Source organism: Janthinobacterium darwini (assembly GCF_051380905.1).
GTDB lineage: Bacteria > Pseudomonadota > Gammaproteobacteria > Burkholderiales > Burkholderiaceae_D > Janthinobacterium.
The window spans coordinates 2592328-2617322 of the sequence record NZ_JBNYXX010000001.1 but is presented as its reverse complement, the minus strand read 5'-3'; the positions used below and the strand labels follow the sequence as shown (position 1 = coordinate 2617322).

The 24995-nt window shown below is 64.0% G+C and carries 20 protein-coding genes; 17 read left to right on the top strand and 3 right to left on the bottom strand.

Annotated elements, in window-relative coordinates; all coding sequences use genetic code 11:
* The first annotated feature begins 35 nt into the window (after positions 1-35).
* From ACQ4WZ_RS11990 to ACQ4WZ_RS11950, 9 genes are all read left to right on the top strand, one after another.
* Positions 36-896 carry a helix-turn-helix domain-containing protein gene (locus ACQ4WZ_RS11990; RefSeq protein ID WP_436573504.1) on the top strand — a complete coding sequence of 287 codons (861 nt, stop codon included), beginning with the start codon at positions 36-38 and terminating at the stop codon, positions 894-896.
* Positions 897-1015: 119 nt separating this feature from the next.
* Positions 1016-3175 (top strand): TonB-dependent siderophore receptor, encoded by a 2160-nt coding sequence (locus ACQ4WZ_RS11985; protein WP_436573503.1) that lies wholly within the window; start codon positions 1016-1018, stop codon positions 3173-3175.
* Between the two features lie 4 nt (positions 3176-3179).
* A complete protein-coding gene (locus tag ACQ4WZ_RS11980) occupies positions 3180-4304 on the top strand; it encodes an ABC transporter substrate-binding protein (protein WP_436573502.1) in 1125 nt (374 codons plus the stop codon).
* Positions 4305-4333: 29 nt separating this feature from the next.
* Complete coding sequence (locus ACQ4WZ_RS11975) at positions 4334-5371, top strand: FecCD family ABC transporter permease (RefSeq protein WP_436573884.1); 1038 nt, start codon at positions 4334-4336, stop codon at positions 5369-5371.
* Positions 5368-6153: an ABC transporter ATP-binding protein gene (locus ACQ4WZ_RS11970; protein ID WP_436573501.1), complete on the top strand. Its 786-nt coding sequence runs from the start codon at positions 5368-5370 to the stop codon at positions 6151-6153. Before ACQ4WZ_RS11975 ends, ACQ4WZ_RS11970 begins: the two co-directional genes overlap by 4 nt.
* Positions 6150-7886, top strand: a complete 1737-nt coding sequence (locus ACQ4WZ_RS11965) for an ABC transporter ATP-binding protein (protein ID WP_436573500.1) — start codon at positions 6150-6152, stop codon at positions 7884-7886. The genes ACQ4WZ_RS11970 and ACQ4WZ_RS11965 overlap by 4 nt, the downstream gene beginning before the upstream one ends.
* Positions 7883-9625, top strand: coding sequence for an ABC transporter ATP-binding protein (locus ACQ4WZ_RS11960; protein ID WP_436573499.1), 1743 nt, complete (start codon positions 7883-7885; stop codon positions 9623-9625). The genes ACQ4WZ_RS11965 and ACQ4WZ_RS11960 overlap by 4 nt, the downstream gene beginning before the upstream one ends.
* Positions 9626-9695: 70 nt before the next feature.
* Positions 9696-11783 (top strand): TonB-dependent siderophore receptor, encoded by a 2088-nt coding sequence (locus ACQ4WZ_RS11955; protein ID WP_436573498.1) that lies wholly within the window; start codon positions 9696-9698, stop codon positions 11781-11783.
* Positions 11784-11930: 147 nt separating this feature from the next.
* Positions 11931-13100 (top strand): acetyltransferase domain-containing protein, encoded by a 1170-nt coding sequence (locus tag ACQ4WZ_RS11950; protein WP_436573497.1) that lies wholly within the window; start codon positions 11931-11933, stop codon positions 13098-13100.
* Between the two features lie 23 nt (positions 13101-13123).
* Here ACQ4WZ_RS11950 and ACQ4WZ_RS11945 read toward each other — a convergent pair whose 3' ends face one another.
* Together ACQ4WZ_RS11945 and ACQ4WZ_RS11940 are read right to left on the bottom strand one after the other, a co-directional pair.
* Entirely contained in the window at positions 13124-13654 is a 531-nt protein-coding gene (locus ACQ4WZ_RS11945) for an isochorismatase family protein (protein ID WP_436573496.1), read from the bottom strand.
* A gap of 56 nt (positions 13655-13710) precedes the next feature.
* Positions 13711-14628, bottom strand: a complete 918-nt coding sequence (locus ACQ4WZ_RS11940; protein ID WP_436573495.1) for a LysR family transcriptional regulator — start codon at positions 14626-14628, stop codon at positions 13711-13713.
* A gap of 121 nt (positions 14629-14749) precedes the next feature.
* On the opposite strand from ACQ4WZ_RS11940, the gene ACQ4WZ_RS11935 reads away from it, so the two are divergent.
* From ACQ4WZ_RS11935 to mmsB, 3 genes are all read left to right on the top strand, one after another.
* Positions 14750-15967, top strand: coding sequence for an ABC transporter substrate-binding protein (locus tag ACQ4WZ_RS11935; RefSeq protein WP_101480758.1), 1218 nt, complete (start codon positions 14750-14752; stop codon positions 15965-15967).
* A 143-nt stretch (positions 15968-16110) separates the two neighbouring features.
* Positions 16111-17625 carry a CoA-acylating methylmalonate-semialdehyde dehydrogenase gene (locus tag ACQ4WZ_RS11930; protein ID WP_101480759.1) on the top strand — a complete coding sequence of 505 codons (1515 nt, stop codon included), beginning with the start codon at positions 16111-16113 and terminating at the stop codon, positions 17623-17625.
* Positions 17626-17634: 9 nt separating this feature from the next.
* The gene (gene mmsB, locus ACQ4WZ_RS11925; RefSeq protein ID WP_101480760.1) at positions 17635-18540 is read left to right on the top strand and encodes a 3-hydroxyisobutyrate dehydrogenase; all 906 of its coding nucleotides are present in this window, start codon (positions 17635-17637) and stop codon (positions 18538-18540) included.
* Here the strand turns inward: mmsB and ACQ4WZ_RS11920 are convergent.
* A complete protein-coding gene (locus tag ACQ4WZ_RS11920; RefSeq protein ID WP_436573494.1) occupies positions 18537-18941 on the bottom strand; it encodes a DUF1090 domain-containing protein in 405 nt (134 codons plus the stop codon). The genes mmsB and ACQ4WZ_RS11920 overlap by 4 nt on opposite strands.
* Positions 18942-19077: 136 nt before the next feature.
* On the opposite strand from ACQ4WZ_RS11920, the gene ACQ4WZ_RS11915 reads away from it, so the two are divergent.
* The 5 genes from ACQ4WZ_RS11915 (at position 19078) to ACQ4WZ_RS11895 (ending at position 24987) form a co-directional block, all read left to right on the top strand.
* Positions 19078-19917, top strand: a complete 840-nt coding sequence (locus tag ACQ4WZ_RS11915; protein ID WP_436573493.1) for a tetratricopeptide repeat protein — start codon at positions 19078-19080, stop codon at positions 19915-19917.
* Entirely contained in the window at positions 19914-20915 is a 1002-nt protein-coding gene (locus ACQ4WZ_RS11910) for a tetratricopeptide repeat protein (RefSeq protein WP_436573492.1), read from the top strand. The genes ACQ4WZ_RS11915 and ACQ4WZ_RS11910 overlap by 4 nt, the downstream gene beginning before the upstream one ends.
* A 68-nt stretch (positions 20916-20983) precedes the next feature.
* Complete coding sequence (locus tag ACQ4WZ_RS11905; protein ID WP_101480764.1) at positions 20984-22198, top strand: AGE family epimerase/isomerase; 1215 nt, start codon at positions 20984-20986, stop codon at positions 22196-22198.
* The gene (locus ACQ4WZ_RS11900) at positions 22195-23115 is read left to right on the top strand and encodes a carbohydrate kinase family protein (protein WP_436573491.1); all 921 of its coding nucleotides are present in this window, start codon (positions 22195-22197) and stop codon (positions 23113-23115) included. Before ACQ4WZ_RS11905 ends, ACQ4WZ_RS11900 begins: the two co-directional genes overlap by 4 nt.
* Before the next feature lie 231 nt (positions 23116-23346).
* The gene (locus tag ACQ4WZ_RS11895; protein WP_436573490.1) at positions 23347-24987 is read left to right on the top strand and encodes a sensor domain-containing diguanylate cyclase; all 1641 of its coding nucleotides are present in this window, start codon (positions 23347-23349) and stop codon (positions 24985-24987) included.
* Positions 24988-24995: the final 8 nt, after the last annotated feature.

Genomic DNA, 24995 nt, shown 5'->3' with positions numbered 1-24995 from the left:
ATATAAATGAGAATTATTCTCATATGGAGCATGGCGTGGTATCGACTGCCTGGACGCGGCAACTGTCTTCCGAACTGACCTTGTCGGCCGGTTCCGTGCTGTCGCCCACTCCCATCACCGTCAATACGCCCGTGTTCGAGGGCTTGCAAGTCATCGTCTCGCTGAATGGCAAGTTGAGCGGCAGCGTGGATGGCCACGCGCCGTTCCCCATTACCGATGCGGGCGTCTACCTGGTGCTGGCGCGGGGCCGCCACGAAGGCTGCGACCGCTTTGAAGCGAATACCTTGCAGCGCTACGTGAAAGTGGGACTCGACGCCGGCCATGCGCAGCGCAGCGGTTTCGACCTGGAACGCCTGGCCGTCACGGGCGGCCAGCAGCTGCACCGTGATGGCGTGCTGGTGATGCGCCAGGTGTTGACGCCGGCCCTGCGGGCCATCGCCACGCAGATCCTGATGTGCCCCTTCGACGGCGCCGTGCGCGACATGTACATGGCGGGCAAGGCGCTGGAGATGGCGGCCGTGGCCAGCGACCGGGTACTGGGACGGTCGCGGGGCGGCGCTAGCGGCGCGGACTTGAGCGCCTTCGAGATTGAGCGCTTGCAGCAGGCGCGCGAGCTGGCCGAGCAGCATTTCCAGCAACCGCTGGGTTTGCCTGAAATAGCCAGATTAAGCGGCTTGAACGTAAAGAAGCTGACGGCCGGCTTTCGCCAGCTGTTTGGCGTCAGCGTGTTCGAGTATGTGCAGGATTACCGTCTGCAGGAAGCCTATCGCATGCTCAGCGCGGGCGGCTATACGGTGACGCAGGTGGCGTGTTTTGTCGGCTATGCCATTCCCCATTTTTCCACCTTGTTTCGCAAGCGTTTCGGCATGCCGCCCAGCCAGCTGGCGCGCGCATAGCTGGCTGCATCTTTTCCGTTTTTCGTAAGGCGAAGGCCCGATAACGAAAGCAGCCGATGCTTCCGGATTCTATGATGAATGATATTCATTCTCATTTAAAGCCTGGAAGGATTCACCGTATGTCACGCTCGCAGCCCCACCGTTTGCCGCGCCTTGTGCGCGCCGTTCCCATTCCCCTTGTGCTGGTCCTGGCTTGCCGCGCCGCCTATGCTGCCGAAGCGCCTGATGCGCCGCAAGCCATGCAGGGTGTGACGATCGAAGCGCAGCGCTTGAAAATCGCCACGCAAAGCACGACATCGAGCAAGACCGATACGGCGCTGATCGAAACGCCCGCTTCCGTTTCCGTCATCACGCGCGACCAGATGGATGCGCAGAGCATCCAGTCCGTCGGCGAGGCGCTGCGGTATTCGGCCGGCGTGCTGGCCAGTCCGTCGATGGCTGCTTCGCAGCGCTATGATCGTTTCGATAACGTCAAGATCCGCGGCTTCGACGTGGGCAGCAACGGCATGCTGCGCGACGGCTTGCGCGGCACCACGGTGCAAGCCTGGCCCAAGGTCGAGCCGTATGGCCTGGAAGCGGTGGAAGTGTTGCGGGGCCCCAGTTCCGTGCTGTATGGCCAGAATTCGCCGGGCGGCATCGTCAACCAGATCAGCAAACAGCCCCTGTTTCAGCCATACCGAGAGCTGCAATTGCAGATGGGCAACTTCCACCGCAAGCAGGTGCAGGGCGATGTGAGTGGCCCCGTGGGCGAGGGTAGCGACTGGGCTTACCGCATGACGGGCTTGCTGCGCGATAGCGATTCCCAATTCACAGGCGTGCCGGACGACAAGGTGTATATCGCGCCCGCCCTGAGCTGGCGCCCCAGCGCGGCCACCAGCCTGACCTTGCTGGCCGACTACACGCGCGACAAGTTCGGTCCGCCCGCCGTGGTGGCGCCCATCCAGGGCACCCTGTTGCCGAACCGCCATGGCCGCCTTCCCTACAACCAGATGCTCAACGAAAAGGGCCTGGACAATCACCGCGTGCAATATTCGCTGGCCTATCTGCTGGAACACCGCATCGATGACGTGTGGAGCGTCCATTCCAAGTCCCGCTATGGGCGGGTCAACCTGATCACGGAAACCATCCAGGGCCGCCTGCTGGCCGACCAGCGCACCTTGCGCCGCACGCCCTATTTCTTCGATATCGATGGCGAGAGCTGGTCGCTGGATAACAATGCTAAGGCCAGTTGGCGCAGCGGCGGCGCCGAATTCGAGACTCTGGTGGGCCTCGATTACCGTCACACGAAAGAAGATTATGTGCTCAATGGCGGTCCGGCCGGCGCCGAGATTGATATGTACCAGCCCGTCTACCTGGGCCATATGCTGCCCACGCCCGAGCGCTATGCGAGCACCGTGCAAAGCTCGGACCAGTACGGCCTGTACGCGCAGCAACAGATCAAGCTGGCGCGGCAATGGGTGCTCAGCGCGGGCATACGCAAGGATTGGTCGGACACGTCCACGCGCGACCGCCTGGACGGCGTCACGCCGCCGTCGCAAAAGGATGATGCGCTGACGTGGAAGGCTGGCGCCGTCTATCTTGCCGAGAACGGCCTGGCACCTTACGTCAGCCTGATGACCTCGTTCAACCCCGTGCTGGGCAACGATTTCTATGGCAAATCCTACGACCCCACCAAGGGCAAGCAGGCGGAAGTGGGCGTGAAATACCAGCCGCCCGGTTTCGACGGATTTTTCACGGCATCCGTGTTTGACCTGCGCCAGGAAAACGTGCAGACCCTGGATCCGAACAATTCGCTGAATCGTTTGCAGACGGGCGAAATCAAATCGCATGGCGTGGAACTCGATGCGCTGGCCAATCTCACGCGCAATTTCAACTTGGCGGCCAATGTCACGTGGAACCGCCTGGAAGTGAGTAAAAGCAATAACGTCAATGAAGTGGGCAAGCGTCCCGTCGGCATGCCGGAGACCATGGCCAGCGTATGGGGCAAGTACAAACTGGTGCAAGGCCCGCTGGCGGGACTGGGCATCGGCCTGGGCTTGCGCTACACGGGCGCCACCAAGGCCGACTCCGCCAACCGCATCGACGTGCCGTCCTACCTGCTGACGGACCTGGCGCTGGACCTGGATCTGCTGCGGCTGTCGCCGTCTCTGCGGGGCACGCAGCTGGCGCTGAACGTGACAAATCTGAGCAACAAGCATTACTACGACAGTTGTTCATCGAGCAATTGCAGCACGGGCGATGCGCGCCGCCTGCTGCTGACCGTCAAGCATGCGTGGTGATGCCATGAGAAAAATCTTGTCCATGCTGGCCGCCGCGCTGCTGTCCTGCATCAGTTTGTCAGTTGAGGCCGTCACCGTCACCGACCTGGCGGGACGCACGGTGAACGTACCCGACCAGGTGCAGCGCATCGTGCTGGGCGAAGGCCGCCTGATCTACACCTTGTCCATGTTGGAAGGAAAAAATCCCTTTGCTCGCCTGGTGGGCTGGCAGGGCGATTTCCGCCACCTGGATGTGCAGGGCTACGCGGCCTACCGCAAGGTCTTCCCGCAAGCGGAGCAGGTGCCCCTGGTGGGCGCCACCTCGGCCGACAGTTTCAGCGTGGAAAAAGCCCTGTCCTTGCGGCCCGACTTGGCCATCCTGGCCCTGTCGGGCGGTCACGGCCCCGCGCCGGGCAGTGACGCCGTGCGCCAGCTGGAAGCGGCCGGCGTGCCCGTGATCTTTGTCGACTTCAGCAACCATCCGCTGGCAAATACCGTGCCCAGCATGCGCCTGATGGGCAAGGCACTGGACCGCCAGGCGCAGGCCGCCGCCTTCATCGCCTTTTACGAAGAGCAGGTGGGTAAAGTTGCGCGCGCCGTGCAAGCGGCGCAGGCCAGGCCCGGCTTTCGCCGCCCCAGCATCTTTGTCGACATGCTGGCGGGCTTGCAAGGCTGTTGCGGTTCTCCCGGCACGGGCAATTTCGGCGAGATGATTGCCCTGGCCGGTGGCGAGAATATCGGCGCCGGCAAGATCCCCGGCCCCATAGGCACCCTGAACCCGGAATACATTCTGTCGCGCGATCCCGACGTGTATGTGGCGACGGGCGTGTTCGCCAGCGGGCAGGGGGGCGTGACCCTCGGTTACCAGGCCACCTTGGCGCAGGCGCGCAGCAGCCTGCGCGCCGTGGCCTCGCGCACGGAAACGGCCCAACTGAGCGCCGTGCGCGAAAAAAATGGCAGGCGCTCGCATGGTCTGTGGCATGTGTTCTACGACTCGCCCGAACACCTGGTGGCAGTGCAGGCGCTGGCCAAGTGGCTGCATCCGGCGCTGTTTGCGGACCTGGACCCGGCCCGCACGCGCCTTGAAATGTATCGCCGTTTCATGCCGATTCCCGCCATGGGCGTGCTGTTCGTGGACATGCTGCCTTGAGCGCCGTGCTGACACAAGAGCTGCCTGCCATGGCGGCGGGCAGGGCGTACCGCCAGCGCCATGTGCGCCGCGTCATGCTGGTGGGTGCGCTGCTGTGCGCGCTGGCCGTCTCGCTGGCGGCCGATATCGCCACGGGGCCGTCCGGCATGGGCATGTCCCGTTTGTTCCAGGTACTGCTGCAGCCCGATGGCGTGCCGCGCATGGAGCAGGTCATCGTGTGGGATGTGCGTCTGCCATATGCGCTGATGGCCGTGCTGGTGGGCGCTGCGCTGGCGCTGGCGGGTGCCGAGATGCAGACCATCCTCGTCAATCCGCTGGCCAGCCCGTTCACCCTCGGCGTGTCGGCCGCCGCCTCGTTCGGCGCTGCGCTGGCCATCGTCCTGAACTGGAGCTTGCCCGGGGTGCCGCCCCAGTACGTGGTGTCGGCGAATGCCTTCCTGTTCGCGTTTGCGTCCGTCGGCTTGCTGCACCTGCTGACGCGCTGGCGCGGCTTCGGCGTGGAAAGCCTGGTGCTGTTCGGCATTGCGCTGGTGTTTGCCTTTAATGCGCTGGTGGCGCTGCTGCAGTTTGTCGCCAGCCAGGATAGCTTGCAGCAACTGGTGTTCTGGACCATGGGCAGCCTGTCGCGCTCCTCCTGGGACAAGATCGCCATCCTGGCCGCGACGCTGGCCGTGATCGCGCCATGGGCCGTGCGCGACAGCTGGGCCATGACGGCGCTGACCATGGGCGAGGACCGCGCGCGCAGCTTCGGCGTCGATGTGCGCCGCTTGCGCATGCTGTCCCTGCTGCGTATCAGCCTGCTGTCGGCGCTGGCCGTGTCCTTTGTCGGCACCATCGGTTTCATCGGCCTGGTGGCGCCGCATATCGCGCGCCTGCTGGTGGGCGAGGATCATCGCCTGCTGTTGCCCGCGTCCGCGCTGGCCGGCGCGCTGATCCTGTCGCTGGCCTCGATCTGCAGCAAATCGCTGATCGACGGCGTGCTGATCCCCGTCGGCATCGTCACGGCGCTGGTCGGCATCCCGTTTTTCATGGCCATCGTCATGCGCCAGCGGGGAGGTGCGGCATGAGCGGCCTGCTGGTGCGCAATGCCTGCGTGGCGTATGGACGGCGCGACGTGCTGCGCGGCGCCAGCCTGCCGCCCTTGTTGCCGGGCAGCGTGACTGCCCTGATCGGCCCGAACGGGGCCGGCAAGTCGACCCTGTTGCGCGGCATCGCCGGCTTGCAATCGATGCAGGGCGCCCTGCTGCTCGATGGCGTGGACCTGGCCTGCGGGCCGCAAGCCCTGCGCGCGCAAAGCATGGTGTATCTGCCGCAAAGTCTGCCCTCGCGCACGCGGCTGGGCGTGTTCGAGGCTGTGCTCAGCGCCGCGATGGCGGGGCGCAGCGAAGGCTGGCTGGGCGCCAGGGTCGATGCGGCGGCCGTGGCCAGGGTGGAGGCCGTGCTGGCGCGCCTCGACTTGCTGCCCCTGGCCAGTCGCCAGGTCGAGGCGCTGTCGGGCGGCCAGCGCCAACTGGTGGGCCTGGCCCAGGCGCTGGTGCGCCAGCCCAAGGTGCTGCTGCTGGACGAGCCCACCAGCGCGCTGGACCTGTATCACCAGTTCCAGGTGATCGAGGCGATAGGGCGCGCCACGCGCGAACATGCTTTGATTACCGTCATCGTCCTGCACGACATCAACCTGGCGCTGGGCTGCGCCGACCAGGTGATGGTGCTGCACGATGGCGTGCTGGCGGCGTCGGGCGCACCGCATGCCGTGATTGACACCGCCCTGATCGCGCGCGTCTACCGTGTACGAGCCAAGGTGCGCCAGCTCGATACGGGTGCCGTCGTCTGCGTGGAGGGGACATTGTGAGCGACTGGCGCGATTTGTCGGCCTTGCTGGCCCCCGTTCGGAGCCGCTTGCTGGGCGCTGGTGCGCTGCAGGCGCTGGCCGCCCTGTGCGGCGTACTGCCATATATCGCCATGGCGCAGTTGGGCGCCTTGCTATTGGCATCGGATGTCGATGCTGGCCAGGCCTGGAATGTGCTGTGGCTGGCACTGGCTGCGCTGTGCCTGCGTCAACTGACGACGGCGCTGGGCCTGCACTTGACGCATCTGGCCGATGCGGACTTGCAGTGCCAGTTGCGCCTGCGGCTGGCGCGGCAGTTGTCCAGAGTGCCGCTGGGCTGGTACGCGGGCAGCAATGCGGCCAAGGTCAACGAAATCGTGCAGCGTGACGTGGCTGCGCTGCACCGCCTGGTGGCGCATGCGCCGTCCGACCTGGCCGCCGTGGTCGTCGCGCCCGTGGCATGCCTGGCCTGGCTGCTGCAGACGGACTGGCGCATGACGGCCGTTACCCTGGTCGCGCCAGCCCTGGCCTGGTGGCGCTATCGGGGCATGGACGCAGCAGCCTTCCGCGAGGGACAGGCACAGTTGCAGCGCACTGGCGGCGAACTGGCGGCAGCGATGGTGGAACTGGTGCAGGGCATGGCCGTCTTCAAGACGTATGCGCAGGAGACGCTGCCGCAAGCACGCTTCCATGCCGTGGCCGGACGCTATGCGCGGCAGTTTTTGGCCTGGGTGCGGCGCTGGGGCGGCATGGCTGCGCTGGTCGATGTGCTGCTGTCGCCGCCCGTCGTGCTGGCTTTTGTCGTGAGTGGTGCCTGGCTGGGCGCGCAAACCCGGGCGATGTCGCCCGCGCAGATGCTGCCGTTTGCCTTGCTGGGCATGGCCTTGTGCGCGCCTGTCGCCGCGCTGGGGCACGGCGCCGATGACTTGAAGGGAGGTTTGGCGGCGGCGCGCAGGATCGGCGCCTTGCTGGCCGAGGCGCCCATGCCGCAGGCGCAGACGCCGTTGCTGCCGGCTGGCGACGATGTGCGTTATGAACAGGTGCGTTTTGCCTATCCGGGCGGTATCGATGTTTTGCATGGCATCGATTTATGCCTGCCTGCGGGCAGCGTGACAGCCCTGGTGGGGCCGTCGGGCGGCGGCAAGTCGACCCTGGCCATGTTGTTGCCGCGCCTGTGGGACGTGACGGCAGGCGCCGTGCGCATCGGCGGCGTCGATGTGCGCCAGATCGATCCCGCCGTGCTGTATGCGCGTGTGGGTTTTGTCTTGCAGCACACGCAAGTGCTGCGCCTGTCCGCGCGCGACAACATCCGCCTGGGGCGGCCGGATGCGAGCGACGCCCAGGTGGAAGCGGCGGCGCGCGTCGCGCACATCCATGCTCGCATCACGGCCTTGCCGCAAGGGTATGACACCTTGCTGGGCGAAGGCCTGGCGCTGTCGGGCGGCGAGGCGCAGCGCCTGGCGATCGCCCGCACCCTGCTGGCCGATCCCCGTATCGTCGTGCTGGACGAGGCGATGGCGGCCCTCGACCCCGAGTCGGAAGCGCAGGTGCAGGCCGGCCTGTCGGCCTTGCTGGCGGGACGCACGGTGCTGGTGGTGGCGCACCGGCTGCAAACTATCGTGCATGCCGACCAGATAGCACTGCTCGATGGCGGACGCCTATGCGAGCGGGGCACGCATGCGCAGCTGCTGGCCGCGCGGGGCGCGTATGCGGCCCTGTGGGCGGCGCAAAGCCTGGTTGACGAGGTGGCGGCATGATCGCCACCGTGCGTTTGCTGTTGCGCATGCTTGATGGCGCGGCCGCCGGCAAGTTGCGCCTTGCGCTGGCGCTGATGGCGGCCAACAGTATCCTGGGTGCGCTGGCCCTGTGCATGCTGCTGCCGCTGCTGCGCGCCTGGCTGGCGCCGCAGCCGGGGCAAGCGGAAGGTGCATGGCTGGTACTGTTTCTGCTGTCGGCAACGGCCAGCGCCGCGCTGCGCCATGTCACGCGATTGAAAGGCTATGCCGCCGGCGCCCACTGCGCGCATGCGCTGCATCGGCGCCTGGCCGATAAAATCGTGCGCCTGCCGCTGGCCTGGTGCACGCCGCGCCGCGCCGGCGATATGCGCCAGCTGGCCTCTGGCGGCGTGATGGCCGTGATGGGCGCGCCCGCGCACTTGCTGCAGCCCCTGTTCGATGCCGTGCTGGCACCGCTGGTGGTAGGACTGCTCTGGCTGGCCATCGACTGGCACCTGGGTGCGGTGCTGCTGCTGGCCATGCCGCCCTTGTTGTTCGTGTATCGCTGGGCGCTGGCCTGCGGCAGCCGGGCCGAGACGGCGCTGGCGGCCAGCAGCGCCGAAACGAATGGCCGCGTGCTGGAATATATCGCGGCGCAACCCGTGCTGCGCGCCACGGGCCGCTCCGAGCTGGGCAGCGCCATGCTGGAACAGTCGCTCATGGAGCAGCGCCAGGCGGAACGGCGCTCCCAGCATTTGCTGTTCCCCGCCGCCCTCGGTTTTACCGTGGCGGCGCAGTTGGCGTATGCACTCTTGCTGGCCATCGGCTTGCGCCAGGTGTTGGCCGGCACCCTTGATGTGCCGGCGCTGCTGGCGACATTGATCGTCGCCACCGTGCTGGCCGAGGCGATGGCCGCCGTCGTGCATACGGGCGCCGCCCTGCAACAGGTAGCCCACACCTTGCGCCAGTTTGATGGCTTGCTGGCGGAGCGGGAATTGCCCGTGCTGGCGTTGCCCGGCCGTGTGCCGGAACAGGACGCGCCAGCCGTCGAGGCGCGCGATGTCTGCGTGCGGCGCGACGGACGCCCCATCGTCGATGCCGTCTCGCTGGAGATTGGTCAGTGTTCCCTGACGGTGCTGGTGGGCGCTTCCGGCTCGGGCAAGACGACCTTGCTGCAATTGCTGTGCCGCCAGCTGGATCCCGATAGCGGCGTGCTGCTGGCCGGCGGCATCGATATGCGCACCAATGACGACGCCGCGCTGGCAAAACTGGCGACACCGATGTTCCAGCATACCTGGCTGCTGCCGGCCAGCTTGCGCGACAATCTGAGCCTGGGCCGGCAGATTGTGGCGCAGGATATGCTGGCGGCCCTGTCGGCGGCCGGTCTGGCATCGCTGGCGCAGTCCTTGCCGCAGGGCTTGGACACTGTGGTAGGCGAAGGCGGCTGGACCTTGTCGGGCGGGGAGCGCCAGCGGCTGGCGTTCGCCCGCGCGTTGTTGAAACCCGCGCCGCTGATGCTGTTCGACGAACCGCTGTCGGCGCTTGACGCCATCAGCGAACGGCGCGCTATCGCCACCCTGGCCGACCTGGCGCGTACCCATGCCGTGGTGGTCGCCACGCACCGTCTGGCGATTGCCGCACAGGCAGACCAGATTCTGGTGATGCAATCGGGGCGCATCGTCGAACGGGGCACGCATGCGCAATTGCTGCGGCAGGGTGGCGTGTACAGCGGCATGCAGCGCCAGGCGGGCCAGGCACGGGGATGGCATTTGGGAGCTTAGATCTTTATTGAGAGTTGATTATCATTTATAATGCAATTCATTTGCATTTAATTCTCTTTCAGGATTTCCCATGCCCCTCTTTTTACAGCGCCCGATGGCGCTGCTGCTGGTCGCTGCCAGTCCGCTGGCCCTGGCGGACGGACCCGCTGTGCAGGACGTCGTCACGGTCAGTGCGGAGCGCCAGCATTACCGCAGCCTGTCCGCCACGGGCGCCACCAAGACGGATGCCTTGCTGATGGATTTGCCGCAAAGCGTGCGCGTGCTGAACAGCGACCTGCTGCGCGACGCGGGCGTGACGACACTGGCCGGTGCGCTGGACCTGGCCAGCGGCATCGCGAAGCAAAGCCCGCTGGGCGGCCTGTGGGACAGCTACGCCATGCGCGGCTTCACGGGTGACCCGAATTTCGGTTCCGACTACATGGTCAACGGTTTCAGTTCCAGCCGGGGCTACAACGGCATGCGCGACGCCGGCAACACGCAGAACGTGGAAGTGCTGAAAGGCCCCGCTTCGGCCCTGTACGGCCGGGGCGAGCCGGGCGGTACCGTTAATATCACGACGAAAAAGCCGAAGTTCGCGCCCGAATACAGCGCCGATGTGTCCTTCGGCAGTTTCCAGACGCGCCGCGCCGCGCTGGACTTGACGGGGCCCTTGAGCGACAGCTTTGCTTACCGCCTGAACGCGGCGCATGAAGAAGGGCACAGCTTCCGCGATACGCTGCACGTCGAGCGCAGCCTGTTTTCTCCCTCCTTCCTCTGGCTGGTGGGCGAGCACACGACCGTGTCCTACGAAATCGAAGCGGTGCGGCAGCGCGCGCCGTTCGACCGGGGCGTGGTGGCTGTGAATGGCAAGCTGGGCGCCGTGCCCGTGTCGCGCTTCCTGGGCGAACCGGACGACGGCCCCATGACGGTCAAGTCGCTGGGGCAGCAGTTATTTATCCACCATGCGCTGTCCGACGACTGGACGTTGCAGGCAGGTGCCTCTTACCGCGACAGTGCATTGAACGGCTATTCGACTGAGGCGAACAAGCTGTTGGCCGATGGCCGCACCCTGAACCGCCAGCGCCGCCACCGCGATTTTTCTGCCATCGACGTGTCGGCCCGCGTTGAATTACTGGGCAAGTTCAAAACGGGCGCGCTGGCGCACGAGGTGCTGGCCGGTGTCGACGCCTATCACTTCGACGACCACCGGGTGCAGCTGCGGCGCAATCCCACCGCCGCGTATGCGTATGCCATCGATATTTTTGCACCCGTGTATGGCGGCAAGGCCGCTCCGCTGGCCCTGTCCATCGACACGCAGGAAGGGCAACAGGCACGCGGCCTGTATGTGCAAGATCAACTGGACCTGGGCGCGCAGTGGAAGGCGCTGGTCGGCGTGCGCCGCGATACATACACGCAGGACGTCACGAACAATCGCCTGAACGTGAGCAACCGCCAGTCGCTGTCGGCCACCAGCCCCCGCGCGGGCCTCGTCTACCAGCCGTCAAAAATGTGGTCGCTGTATGCGAGCGCGGCCAAGGGCTTCCGTCCCAACAGCGGCATCAGCATAGACAACCAGGCCTTCCCTGCAGAGCGCAGCCGCTCGTATGAGCTGGGCGCGAAGCTGGATACGGGCAAACTGACGGGCACCGTGGCCGTGTACGACATCCGCAAGAGCAATGTGCTGACGACGAATCCCGCCAACACGGACTTCGCCATTGCGGCGGGCGAGGTGGGCAGCCGGGGCCTGGAGCTGGACGTGTCGGGCGAAGTGGCGCGCCGCTTGCGTGTCTCGGGCGCCTATGCGTACACGGACGCCACCGTCACGCGCGGCGACAATACGATTTTGACGGGCAGCCGCTTCGCCAACGTGCCGCGCCACAGCGCCAACCTGCTGGCCACGCAGCAATTCGCGCTGGGCACGGGCACGGCCAGCGTGGGCGGCGGGGTGCAGTACGTGGGCGAGCGCCTGGGCGACGTGGCCGTCAGCAGCAGCTTTACCCTGCCGGCCTATACGACGGCCAGGCTGCTTGCTTCCTATTCGCCGACTGCGAAGCTGCGCCTGGCTTTGAGCGTGGAAAACCTGTTCAGCCGCAGCTACTATGCGAGTTCCTATAGCCAGCTGTGGGTGGCGCCGGGGGCCGAACGCACGGCGACCCTGAATGCGCATTACAGGTTTTGATTTGCAAAATGCCGGGGCATTGTTTAGAACCAGCAGCATAAAGCTGGGGTCAGAGCCGACGGGTCTGACCCCGGATTTTTGCCTGTGCGGCAAGTGACGCCTACGACACTCCAACGCACCAAGGCACCAATACATAGACATAAACTAATGACTGTTTCCACATCCCTAAATTCCCCCGTCACCCTGCGCACCCGCATCGCCGTGATCGACGTCATGCGCGGCCTCGTCATGCTGATCATGCTGTTCGACCATGTGCGCGAAACGGTCTTCCTGCACCACCAGGTCGGCGACCCGATGGATGTGGCCAGCGTCGATCCGGCCCTGTTCTTCACGCGCCTGGCCGCGCACTTTTGCGCGCCCATGTTCGTCTTCCTGACGGGCTTGTCGGCCTGGCTGTATGCGCATCCGGCCGCCGGCCCCCGCAGCGCGGCCGGCTTTTTGTTCAAGCGGGGCTTGCTGCTGGTCGTGCTGGAACTGGTGTTCGTCAACTTCGCCTGGAGCGGGGCGTTTCCGCCCGCCGTGCTGTATTTGCAGGTGATCTGGGTCATCGGCCTGGCCATGATGGCGCTGGCCGTGCTGCACAGGTTGCCATTGAAAGTGCTGGCGCTGCTGGGCGTGGCGATCATCGCGGGCCAGCATCTGTTCACAGGACTGCGCGCGGAGGAGGGGAGCCTTGGCCACTATCTGTTGACGGTACTGCTGCAACGCGGTTATCTGGTGACCGATGGCGCCATGAAAATCAAGGTCAGCTATCCGCTGCTGCCGTGGATAGGCGTGATCGTGCTTGGTTATGCGGCCGGACCCCTGTATGCGCGCAGCCGTTCGCCGGAGGGGAGAAGACGCCTGCTGCTGGCGCTGGGCGGTGGCAGCTTGCTGCTGCTGGCCGTGCTGCGCGGCTTCAATCTGTATGGCGAAACCCTGCCGTGGGTGGCGGACGAGACGGCCGTGCGCACGGCCATGAGCGTGCTGAACTTCACCAAGTATCCGCCTTCGCTGGACTTTTTGCTGTTTACCCTGGGCCTGGGCTTGCTGGGCCTGGCCTGGCTGGAAAGCGTCGACAACTGGTTTACACGGGCTTGCGCCACCTTTGGCGGCGCGCCCATGTTTTATTATTTGCTGCACCTGTATCTGCTGCTGGCCATCGGCATCACCTTGACGGCGGTGCTGGGCGCCAATCATGGTGCCCGCTATGGCGTCGAACATATCTGGCAAGTGTGGCTGATCGCGCTGTCCCTGATGCCCTTGCTGTACTTTCCCTGCCGCGCGTTTGCTAATTACAAGCGCACGTCGAAGCAGGCGTGGGTGCGTTATTTCTAGGCTAGTCTATTGCGTGAGAATGGCTATTTGATCAGCGCCAGCACCTCGCGGAAACGCGGGTGCTTGCAGTCGCGCAGCCATTCAAAGGCCAGCATTTCCACCGTCACCAGATGGGCGCCCAGCTTGCCCAGGCGGGCCAGTGCCGCATCGCGGCTGGCGCCCTGACGCGAACCGACGGCATCGATGGCGATGATCACCTCATACCCCAGCTCCAGCAGGCCGATGGCCGTCTGCAGCATGCACACATGGGCTTCGCAACCCGTGACGAGGATCTGTTTGCGTCCTGGTGGCAGGATGGCTTGCAAGCCGTCGGCACAGGCGCCGAAATGCGTCTTGTGCAAGGTCTGTTCGCACAGGGCGGCGATTTCTTCCACGTTCGGTCCCAGTCCCTGGCGGTTCTGTTCCGTGCCCAGCACGGGCACGTCGAGCAGGCGGGCGATCTTTGCCAGGCGCAGGTTCTGCGCCAGCACCAGGCCCGCATCGTGGATGGCCGGCATCAAGCGCCCTTGCAGGTCGACAATGACCAAAACAGCCTGGTTCGCATCCATCAGCATGGCATTCTCCTTTATTTACGCGGTAAGTGGCGACAGTGTAGCGCGCCGCAGCTTGCTTAAGCGGGCCAGCTGGGGCTGGCCGCGTCTCCCATCAGGTAGGCGTGATTGAGGTCGATGGCGGTACGCAGGTAATTCCACAGGGCGCTGACCCTGGCGATATTGCGCCGTTCGCTCGGTGAAATCATCCAGAAGGCGCGCAGCAAATCGATCTCGCCCTCGAGCACGGGTACCAGTTCGTTCGACTGCTGGGCCACGAAGCAGGGCAGGATCGCCAGCGCCTGGCCCGCGCGCGCCGCGTGGTACTGGGCGATCACGCTGGTGCTGCGAAACGCGCGCAGCGAATCGGGCGCCACATTGTCCATGTAGCGCAGCTCCGCGCTGAAAACCAGGTCGTCCACGTAGCCGATGATGGGGTGCTGCGCCAGCTGCGCCACGCTGGTAATGGGCGCGTGGCGCGCCAGGTAGGCCGGCGTGGCATACAGTTTCAAGCGGTAGTCGGACAGCTTCGTCACGACATACGGGCCAGAGAGGGGGCGCTCGATGGAAATGGCCACGTCCGCCTCGCGCTTGGACAGGCTGACGAAACGGGGTACGGCGATCAGATCCACGCTGATGTGCGGGTATTTCCCGCAAAACTGCGCCAGGTGGGGCGCCAGCACGATGGCGCCGAAGCCCTCGGTAGCGCCCAGGCGCACCTGGCCCGACAGCAGGCGGTTATGTTCGCCCAGTTCCTCGGTGGCGGCAAACACCGTGCTTTCCATCGTTTCCGCGTATTCCATCAGCCGGTGGCCCTCGGGCGTCAGCTGGTAGCCCACGTAGTTGCGGTCGAAGAGCTGCGTGCCCACCTGCTCCTCGAACTTGCGCATGCGCCGCGACACGGTGGAATGGTCGATGCCCAGCTTTTTCGCCGCATCCACCAGGCCAGCGCTGCGCGTCAGTTCCAGGAAGACCCGTACATTGTCCCAATCGAGCATGGCAATCCCTCTCTGTGCATTTTTGCAAAGGAATTATGCATTAATTTCACTTGAGTGCATATTTTTACACATGCAGAATGCATCTAAACATATAAGAAAACCCATCCACCTGGAGACACGCATGAAAAAAACCGTACTGGCCATGGGCGCGCTGGCGCTTTCCCTTTCCTTTGGCGGCGCGCAGGCGCAGATTTCCGATGGCGTCGTCAAGGTCGGCATCCTGACCGACATGTCCGGCCCGTATTCGGCCATGGGCGGGCGCGGCTCCGTCGTCGCCAGCCAGATGGCCGTCGAAGATTGCCTGAAAGCCGAATGCAAGGGCATGAAGATCGAAATCCTCTCGGCCGACCACTTGAACAAGGCGGACATCGCCGCCTCCAAGGCGCGCGAATGGATAGACCGCGACAAGGTCGACGCCATCGCCGATCTCACCAACTCCTCGGTGGCCCTGTCCGTGCAAAAGCTGATGAAAGAGAAGGGCGGCATCGCCATGTTCAGCGGCCCTGCCACCGGGCGCCTGACGAACGAGGATTGCTCGCCGAACGGCTTCCACTGGATGTTCGATACCTATTCGCAGGCGGCCGGCACGGCGGCGGCACTGACTAAATTAGGGCAGAAATCGTGGTATTTCGTCACCGTCGATTATGCGTTCGGCCATTCGCTGGAAAAGGATGCCAGCGAAGTCGTCAAGCGCAATGGCGGCACGGTGCTGGGTGCCGTGCGTCATCCGCTCAACGCGTCCGATTTCTCGTCCTTCCTGGTGCAGGCGCAAGGCTCGAAAGCGCAGGTGATCGGCCTGGCCAATGGCGGCGCCGACACGGTATCCGCCATCAAGCAGGCGCGCGAATTCCGCATCGGCAGCGGCAAGGACCAACGGCTGGCCGCCTTGCTCGTATTCCTCTCCGACGTGCACGCGCTGGGGCTGGAAACGGCCCAGGGCCTGGTCTACGCGGACGGTTTTTACTGGGATTTTGATGACCGCAGCCGCGCCTTCGCCAAGCGTTTCGAGGCGCTCAACAAGGGCGCCAAGCCAACCATGGTGCAGGCGGGCGTGTATTCCAGCGTCTACCACTACCTGAAATCGGTGGCGGCCGCCAAGAGTGACGACTCGAAGATCGTCGCCCAGAAAATGCGCGAACTGCCCATCAAGGATGCCGTCATGAACAACGCCTCCATCCGTCCCGATGGCCGCGTCATCCACGACATGTATCTGGTGCAGGTGAAAACCCCGGCCGAATCGAAAGGCGCGTGGGATTACCTGAAGGTGCTGTCTACCATCCCCGCCGACCAGGCCTTCAAGCCTATGGATGCGGCCGCGTGCAACCTGGTCAAGAAATAATTTTCGGCTGAGCAGCAGAGGGCCGGGGTCAGTTCCTTCGGAATCGGAATTTCCCCCACTGGGGGAAATTCCCCCGGCGGGCCTGACCCCAGTACTCATTTGCTCAGCCGCACCCTATGAATATCGCACACCCGGAGCAAACCATGAACCAAGCACTCACCCAAGTCCCAAGCATCCCCCTGCATATCGGCGGCAAGCACCACGCTTCAATCAGCACCGAGTGGCGCGACGTCGTCAACCCGGCCACGCAGGAAATCGTCGCCAAGGTGCCGTTTTCCACGCCGGACGAAGTCAAGCTGGCCGTCGCCACGGCCAAGGAAGCATTCAAGACGTGGCGGCATACCCCGCTGGCCGCGCGCATGCGCATCATGCTCAAGTACCAGCACCTGATCCGCGAAAATATCGGCACTCTGGCCGCACTGATCACGCGTGAGCACGGCAAGACCCTGCCCGACGCGGAAGGGGAAGTCATGCGCGGCCTGGAAGTGGTGGAGCACGCGTGCTCGATCGCCACCCTGCAGCTGGGAGAAATTGCTGAAAACGCGGCCACCGGCGTCGATGTCTACAATATCTACCAGCCGCTGGGCGTGGGTGCCGGCATCACGGCCTTCAACTTCCCCGTCATGCTGCCGTGCTTCATGTTCCCCATCGCTATCGCCTGCGGCAATACTTTTGTCCTGAAACCGTCGGAGCAGGATCCGTCGTCGACCATGTACCTGGTCGAACTGATGTACCAGGCGGGCTTGCCGGCCGGCGTGCTGAACGTCGTGCATGGCGGTGCCGACGTCGTCAACATGCTGTGCGACCATCCCGACATCAAGGCCGTGTCCTTCATCGGCTCCACCCACGTGGGCACGCATGTGTACCGCCGCGCCAGCGAATCTGGCAAGCGCGCGCAATCGATGATGGGGGCGAAAAACCATTGCGTGGTGCTGGCCGACGCTAACAAGGAACAGGCGATCAATAACCTGATCGGCGCCGCCTTCGGCGCGGCCGGCCAGCGCTGCATGGCCAATTCCGTGGTGGTGCTGGTGGGCGAGGCGCGTTCCTGGCTGCCGGAAATCGTCGCCCGCTCGCAAGCGTTGAAAGTGGGGCCGGGCAGCGACCGCACGGCGGACCTGGGGCCGATGGTCTCGAAAGCGGCCATGCAGCGCGCCGAAAAGCTGATACAGGCGGGCGTGGACGAAGGCGCGGAATTGCTGCTGGACGGCCGTGGCCTCAAGGTGGCCGGCTACGAGGGCGGCAACTTCATGGGGCCGACGATTTTCTCGAAGGTGGCAGCATCGAATTCCGTCTACACGCAGGAAATCTTCGGCCCCGCCATGTGCGTCGTCGAGACGGAAACCCTGGACCAGGCCATCGCCTTCATCAACGCGAACCCGAACGGCAACGGCACCTCGATCTTCACCTCGTCCGGCTGGGCAGGGCGCAAATTCCAGAACGAGATCGACGTGGGGCAGGTGGGTATCAACGTGGCCATACCCGTCCCTGTCGCCTATTTCAGTTTTACGGGGTCGCGCGCGTCGAAACTGGGCGACCTGGGCCCGAACGGCAAGCAAGCCTTGTACTTCTGGACGCAGACCAAGACCGTCACGGCGCGCTGGTTCGCCCCGGACGACGGCGGCAGCGGCGTCAATACCACCATTTCGATGAAATAAGGGGCGGTGATGAGCGCAAACATCGTTTTTATCGGCCTCGGAAACATGGGGCTGCCCATGGCGCAGAACCTGGTGCGGGCCGGCCATGCCGTGACGGGCTTTGACTTGCTGCCGGCCAGCGTACGGCAGTTTGCCGATGGCGGCGGCCTGGTGTCTGATGACCAGGCGGCGGCGATCCAGGCGGCCGACATCGTCATTACCATGTTGCCTGCCAGCCGCCACGTGCTGGGTGCTTATTTGGGTAACCCTTTGGGTGGGACTGGCATCCTGGCGCAGGCGCGGCCCGGCACCCTGCTGATCGACTGTTCGACGATTTCCACCGAAGCGGCGCGCCAGGTGGGCCGCGCTGCGCAGGAGAAGGGCATGCCCATGCTGGATGCGCCCGTCTCGGGCGGCACGGCGGGCGCCACCAACGGCACCCTGACCTTCATGGTGGGCGGCGAAGAGTCCGCGCTGGCGGCGGCGCGACCCTACCTGGAGATCATGGGCAAGGCGATTTTCCACGCGGGCGGCTCGGGTTGCGGCCAGACGGTCAAGATCTGCAACAACATGCTGTTGGGCATACTCATGATCGGCACCAGCGAAGCGATACGCCTGGGCGTGGCCAATGGCCTGGACCCGAAGGTGGTGTCGGACGTGATGGCGAAAAGCTCGGGCCGCAACTGGACCCTGGAAGTGTACAACCCGTGCCCCGGCGTGGCGGAGAACGTGCCCGCGTCGCGTGGCTACACGGGCGGCTTTGGCGTCGACCTGATGCTGAAAGACCTGGGCCTGGCCGTGGAAAGCGCGCTGGCCAGCGGTGCGAGCGTGCCGCTGGGCGCCTTGTCGCGCAATTTATATAGTGTGCACAGCAAGGCGGGAGCGGGCGCGCTGGATTTTTCCAGCATTTATCAACTGCTGGGGGAGAAAGCTTAAGGCTGTTGTGCCTGCAGGGCGGCCAGATCCGCCCTGGCTTTTTCCAGCTTGCCTTCCAGCTTGGCGATCTTTTTCGGCTGCTTGTTCGCTTCCTGGGCCAGGCGCAGCGAACGCTCCGTCTGGTTCACCTTCGCCTGCGCCTTCAGCACCTTCTTGTTGTGACGTTCGACCAGCATGTTGTCGCGGCAGTGGGCGTTGACTTCGTCGAGCGCGCGCGTGAGGCCCGCGACCTTGTCGGACAAGCCCTGTTCCTGCGCCTGGCGCAATTCGCTGCGGATGCTTTCGCGCTTGGCGGCGCAGCCCGTCAGTTGGGTGTCGGCGGCGCTGGCAGTGGTGCTGGCGCTGGCGCTGGCGACGAGGGCGACGAGCAAGGTCAAGGCGGTTTTCGATAGGCGATTCATGGCGTTCCTGGGCAGGTTGGTTTAGTTGATGCAATGTAAGCCTGCCGGCGTACCCTGTCAAACTTCCCGTGCAGTGCGCGCCTCCCGTGCGGGGCATCGGCTACCATGCGTATTTTCTTCCTCCCGACTCCCTCGCATGCACAAGAATTTGATTCCGCTGGCGCTGTTGCTGCCGCTGGCAGTCCTGGCGCAAACTTCCCCCACTTTGCTCGACCTGCAGTTGCTGGCCATCGAAGCGCGTGCCGATGCGCCGGCCAGGGACCCGGCCAATATCGCCGCATTTGCCGAGACACGGCGTGCTGCCGAAGCGGGCGATGTGGTGGCGCAGCTGGAACTGGCACGCAAGCTGCAGCTGGGCGTCGGTGCGCCGCAAAGCACGGCGCAGTCGATGGCCTGGCTGCGCAAGTCGGCCGAAGGCGGCTATGCGCCGGCACAAGGAGACATGGGACTGGCCTATACCGTAGGCGGCAAGGTGCCCATCGACCGCGTGCAGGGCGAGTACTGGCTGCGCAAGGGCGTGGCGCAAGGCGACGTACTGGCGCAAACCATTTTGGCGCTGGAATTCATCGACGGCGGCAGCAGTGCCGAAGAACAGGCGCTGGCCATCATCTGGCTGAAGGCGGCGGCGAACGAACAGCACTTTGTACCCGCCTACAATGCGCTGGGCGAGCACTTGATGCGCACCGCTACCGATGAGCAGCAACGTGGCGAGGCCTTCGCCTGGTATGACAAGTCGGCGCGTGAAACGGATCCGGCGGGCATGCGCAACCTGGCCCGCGCGCACGAGCTGGGCCTGGGTGTGAAACAGTCGGACAAGTGGGCGCTGATCTGGTATGAACGGGCCGGATGGAGCGGCGACCTGCCCGCCATGCGGCGCATGATTGACGTGTATGTCAAAGGCGAACTGGGACAACAGGCGAATGCCGAAGAGGCCGCCGAATGGCGAGGCAAGCTGGCTGAGAAGGAAAAGAAATGAAGACTATCCTGTTCATCTTGGGCCTGACGCTGGCGCAGCCCGTGCTGGCGCAGCAGGCGTCCAGCAAAGCACCGCGCCAGCATCCGGCGCTGGCCGAATTCGATATGTCCGGCCTCGATGACATGCGCGCGCGCGTGCAGGCCGTGATCAACCGCCCGGCCGACCTGTCGCCGGACAAGGTCGCCGCCTTCGAGAAGGCGCGTATCGCTGCCGAAGGGGGCGACACGGTCGCCCAGCTGGACCTGGCGCAACTGCTGCACGAAGGCGAGGGCACGCCGCGCGACCGCGACCTGGGTCTGGCGTGGATGCAGAAATCGGCGGAAGGCGGTTATGGTCCGGCGCAGGCTTTCCTGGGCGTGGCGTACACGCTGGGCCAGGGCATGGCAATCGACCGCAAGCTGGGCGAATACTGGTCGCGCAAGGGTGCAGCGCAAGGCGTGGAGCTGGCCAATTTCACGCTGGCCATGCACTTCGAAAACATCCGCAGCAGCGTGGAAGAACAGGCGCACGCGCTGCACTGGCTGAAGTTTTACGCCGAAAAGGGCTTCATCCCCGCCTACAATGAAATCGGCTACCGGCTGATGATGACGGCGCACGATGACGCGCAACGCAAGGAAGCATTTGGCTGGTACATGCAGGCGGCCAAGGTGCTCGACCCGCCCGGCTTGAACAATGTGGCCTACTCGTACGAAGTGGGGCAGGGCGTGCCGCAGAGCGACGAGGCGGCTTTGGGCTGGTACGAAATGGCTGCCATCGCGAAAAGTCCACCGGGCCAGACGGGCTTCGCGCGCCTGCTGGAGCAGGGCCGTGGCGGACCCACCCGGCAGGGGCCGGCGCCAGCGCCGTTCACGCTGTACCTGCTGGCCGCGAAGCAGGGCGATGTGGAAGCCATGGAACGGCTGGTCCAGGTGTACGCTAAGGGTGAACTGGGACAGCTGGCCGATCCCGCGCAGGCGGCGCTGTGGCGTGAAAAGCTCAGACTGGCCAAGACCCCCTGACTGGGCATGACGGAGTGGGGGCGGCATGCTATCATCATTGTTATCGATAACAATATGAAGAGACATTCATGAATCCCGATTTCCGCTCCAGGGAAATGCTCGAAAAGCATATCCTGCACACAATGCACTTTTATCACCCGCGCGCCATCGATGCGAGCGGCGGCTTTTATCACTTCTTCCGCGATGACGGCACGGTGTATGACGCCAGCACGCGCCACCTGGTCAGCAGTACGCGCTTCATCTTCAATTACGCCATGGCTTACCGCCGTTTCGGCGACGACGATTACCAGGCGGCCCTGCGCCACGGCGTGGCCTTTTTGCGCGACGTGCACCGCGATCCGGTCACGGGCGGCTATGCTTGGCAACTGAAATGGCAAGACGGCGGCAAGACGGTGGAAGACGGCGCCAACCACTGCTACGGCCTGGCCTTCGTGCTGCTCGCGTATGCGCACGCCTTGCAAGCGGGTATGCAGGAAGCACGCGCGTATCTGGACGAGACGTTCGAACTGATGGAGCAGCGCTTCTGGCTGCCCGAACACGGCCTGTATGCGGACGTGGCCAGCGCCGACTGGGCCACCCTGGACGGCTACCGGGGCCAGAACGCCAATATGCACGCCTGCGAAGCCATGCTGGCCGCGTTCGAGGCGACGGGCGAAGCGCGCTACCTGCATCGCGCCGAAACCCTGGCACACAATATCACCGTGCGCCAGGCCGGCCTGGCCAATGGCATGATCTGGGAGCACTACAAGTCCGACTGGTCGATCGACTGGGACTACAACCTGCACGACAAGAGCAATATCTTCCGCCCTTGGGGCTACCAGCCCGGCCACTTCACGGAATGGGCCAAGCTGCTGCTGATCATGGAGCGCCACGCCAAGTTCATGGCTGGCCCGTCCGACTGGCTGCTGCCGCGCGCGCGCGCCCTGTACGACACGGCGCTGGCCAAGGCCTGGGATGGCGTGCATGGCGGCATCCACTACGGCTTCGGCCCGCACGATGAAATCTGCGATGGCGACAAATACTTCTGGGTGCAGGCGGAAAGCTTTGCGGCCGCCGCCGTGCTGGCCGCGCGCACGGGCGACGACGCCTACTGGCGCAGCTACGACAAGATCTGGGACTACAGCTGGACGCATTTTGTCGACCATGAACACGGCGCCTGGTACCGCATTTTGACTCCGGAAAATCGCAAGATCAGCGACGAGAAAAGCCCGGCCGGCAAGGTCGATTACCACACCATGGGCGCCTGCCATGAAGTGCTGAACGTGATTGGTGGTGCCGCATGAACGCCACTTTCCCTCCTTTTGTTTCAGCCGGCGAAGCGCTGACGGATATGCTGCGCACGGGCGCGGATACCTGGAGCAGCCAGGTGGGCGGCTCGACCTGGAACGTGGCGCGCGTGATGGCGCGCCTGGGCGTGCCCAGTGCCTTTGCCGGCGCCGTCAGCCTCGACGTCTTCGGCGATGCGCTGGCAGCGGCCACCAAAGCGTCGGGTCTGGACATGCGCTTCTTGCAGCGCTGTGCGAAGTCGCCGCTGCTGGCCATCGTGCACGAACTGCATCCACCCACGTATTACTTCATCGGCGACGACAGCGCCGACCTGCATTTCGACGCGGCGCTCTTGCCGGCCGGCTGGATGCAGGGGGCGCAATGGGTGCATTTTGGCGGCATCAGCCTGGCGCGCGAACCGCTGGCGGGCAAGCTGGTGGCGCTGGCGCAGGAACTCAAGGCGGCTGGCGTGAAAATCAGCTATGACCCGAATTTCCGCGTCATGATGGATGAGCGCTACGACGCCACCCTGCGCCGCATGGTGGAACTGGCTGACGTCGTCAAAGTGTCGGACGAAGACCTGGCGGGCCTGTTTCGCCACGATGATATCGATGGCGCGTTTGCCGTGCTGCGCGGCTGGAATCCGCAAGCCACGTATCTGTATACGCGTGGCGCGCAGGGCGCCGCCCTGTACCAGGGCGAACAGACATGGCAGGCGGCGCCGCCCGTCATCGAGGTGGTCGACTCGGTGGGGGCGGGCGACGCCAGCATCGGCGGCTTGCTGTATAGCCTGATGTACCGGCCCGATGCCGATGGTGGCCAGCACTTGCGCTTCGCCGTCGCGGCCGGTGCGGGCGCCTGCCTGGCCGCTGGCGGCTCGCCGCCCTCCGTGCAATTGGTGGAATCCTTGCTGGAGCGCACTATATTGGGATGATGTGGGCATGGTGTGTGTATTCAGCAGCGCCAGTGCGCCCTTCTTGCAATAAAAGGCGTAAGATTTGCTTTCTTGCCATGTCAAGAGCCTGTCCCTGGAGTGCATTCATCTGCGGGGACAGGCTGCAAGTCATGGGCTGAAAAATATGCCGTTCCTCCCAGTGCCATGCATGGCGCTACCTGGCCGGATCTGTGCGCTTTACAGAGCATGGGCGCTGAGAAGGAAGTCCGCATGCATAAGGTCCGGAAATTTTTCAATCCCAGGAGCTTCAAATTCAAGATGGCTGTGCTCGTGGGCGTGCTGGTGCTGTGCGCGACAGGTTCTGTTGCGCTCACATCGCTCTCTGTCGCGCAAGGGCAGATGGCATCCGTCATCGGCAATCAGCAATATGCCTTGCTGGCCAGCGCGGCCGCATATATCGACGACGATTTGAATGCGAAGAAAGCACTGCTCAGGGTGCTGGCGGAAGGGCTACCCGCAGACGTGCTTGAACATCCGCAGCGCATGCAGGCATTTATTGAACATCATCCAAGCCTGCGCGAGGAATTTTTCAATCTCGTCGCCTTTGATGCTACGGGAAAATTGATTGCCAGCATGAATGACCGGAGCGTAGTCGGCAAGCTCAATTTCGCCACGCGTGACTACTTTATCGATACCGTCAAATTCAGGGAGGGCGTGATATCGCGTCCATTCAGGAGCATGCTGTCGGGCAAGCCCATCGTGCTGGTAACCGAACCGATCTATGACGAAGCCGGTCAATTGCGGTATATCATCGCTGCCGGTATCAATTTGCAAAGCCCCACATTTTTCGGCCAGTGGGAGCAGCTCAAGCCGGGCAAGAGCGGCTATCTGTTCATGTTGACCCACGACGGCACGATCCTCCACCATCCTGACCCGGCGCGCGTCCTGAAGCGGGTGAGTGAGGAAAAGGGTGGGGCGACGCCTTCCACCGTGGCTGCATTGCGTGGATTCGACGGCTGGATGCAGGGTAAAACCAAGCTGGGCGTGCAGGCAATTATCACGTACAAGCATTTGCGCGCGGCAGATTGGATCATCGGCGCCGTCTACCCTGAAAGCGAGGCATTCACGCCGATCACCGATATTTATGCCAAAGTCATCATTGCTTCGTCAGGCGTCGCCTTGCTGGCCAGTTGTGCCGGCTGGTTCGCGGTGCTGCTGCTCTTGCGCCCCTTGGGCGATCTGGGCCGACATGTTGCGAACATACGCTCAGGCAATGCCGATATTGAGGTTTTTGATATCGCCCGCAAAGACGAATTCGGAAAGCTGAGCCGTGCATTCTATGCGCTGTCGCTGCAGAGGGAGGCTGCGGAGAGCAACCTCGCTGCTTTGGCGCGCACTGACATGCTGACCGGCCTGCACAACAGGCGCATGTTTGACGAGGCGCTGGCTGCGGCATTGACGCGTGCCCGGCGCGCTGGTATGGGCCTGGCGCTGGCTTATCTGGATATCGATTATTTTAAATCAATAAATGACACATATGGGCATGGCATCGGCGACCTGGTATTGATTGAATTTGCCAAACGGCTCAAAGCTTGCATCCGGGCCTCGGACACGGTGGCACGCCTTGCAGGCGATGAGTTTGTGATCATTTTTGAACAACTGACGGATCAGTCCGAACTCGCGATACTGGGCAAGAAAATCGTGCAAGAGATGGTTGTGCGCTTTGATTGCAGCGGTATCGGTCTGCATGTCGCCACCAGTGTCGGCCTGGCGTTCTGCGCCCGGGGCGATACGACGGAAGAGGCTTTATTGACGGCGGCCGATACGGCGCTCTACAAGGCAAAAAGCGCTGGCCGCAACGGTTATGCCATCACTTCGGTCGGCAGCCTCGCCTTGACCGAGGCGCTGTAGGGGCGGGT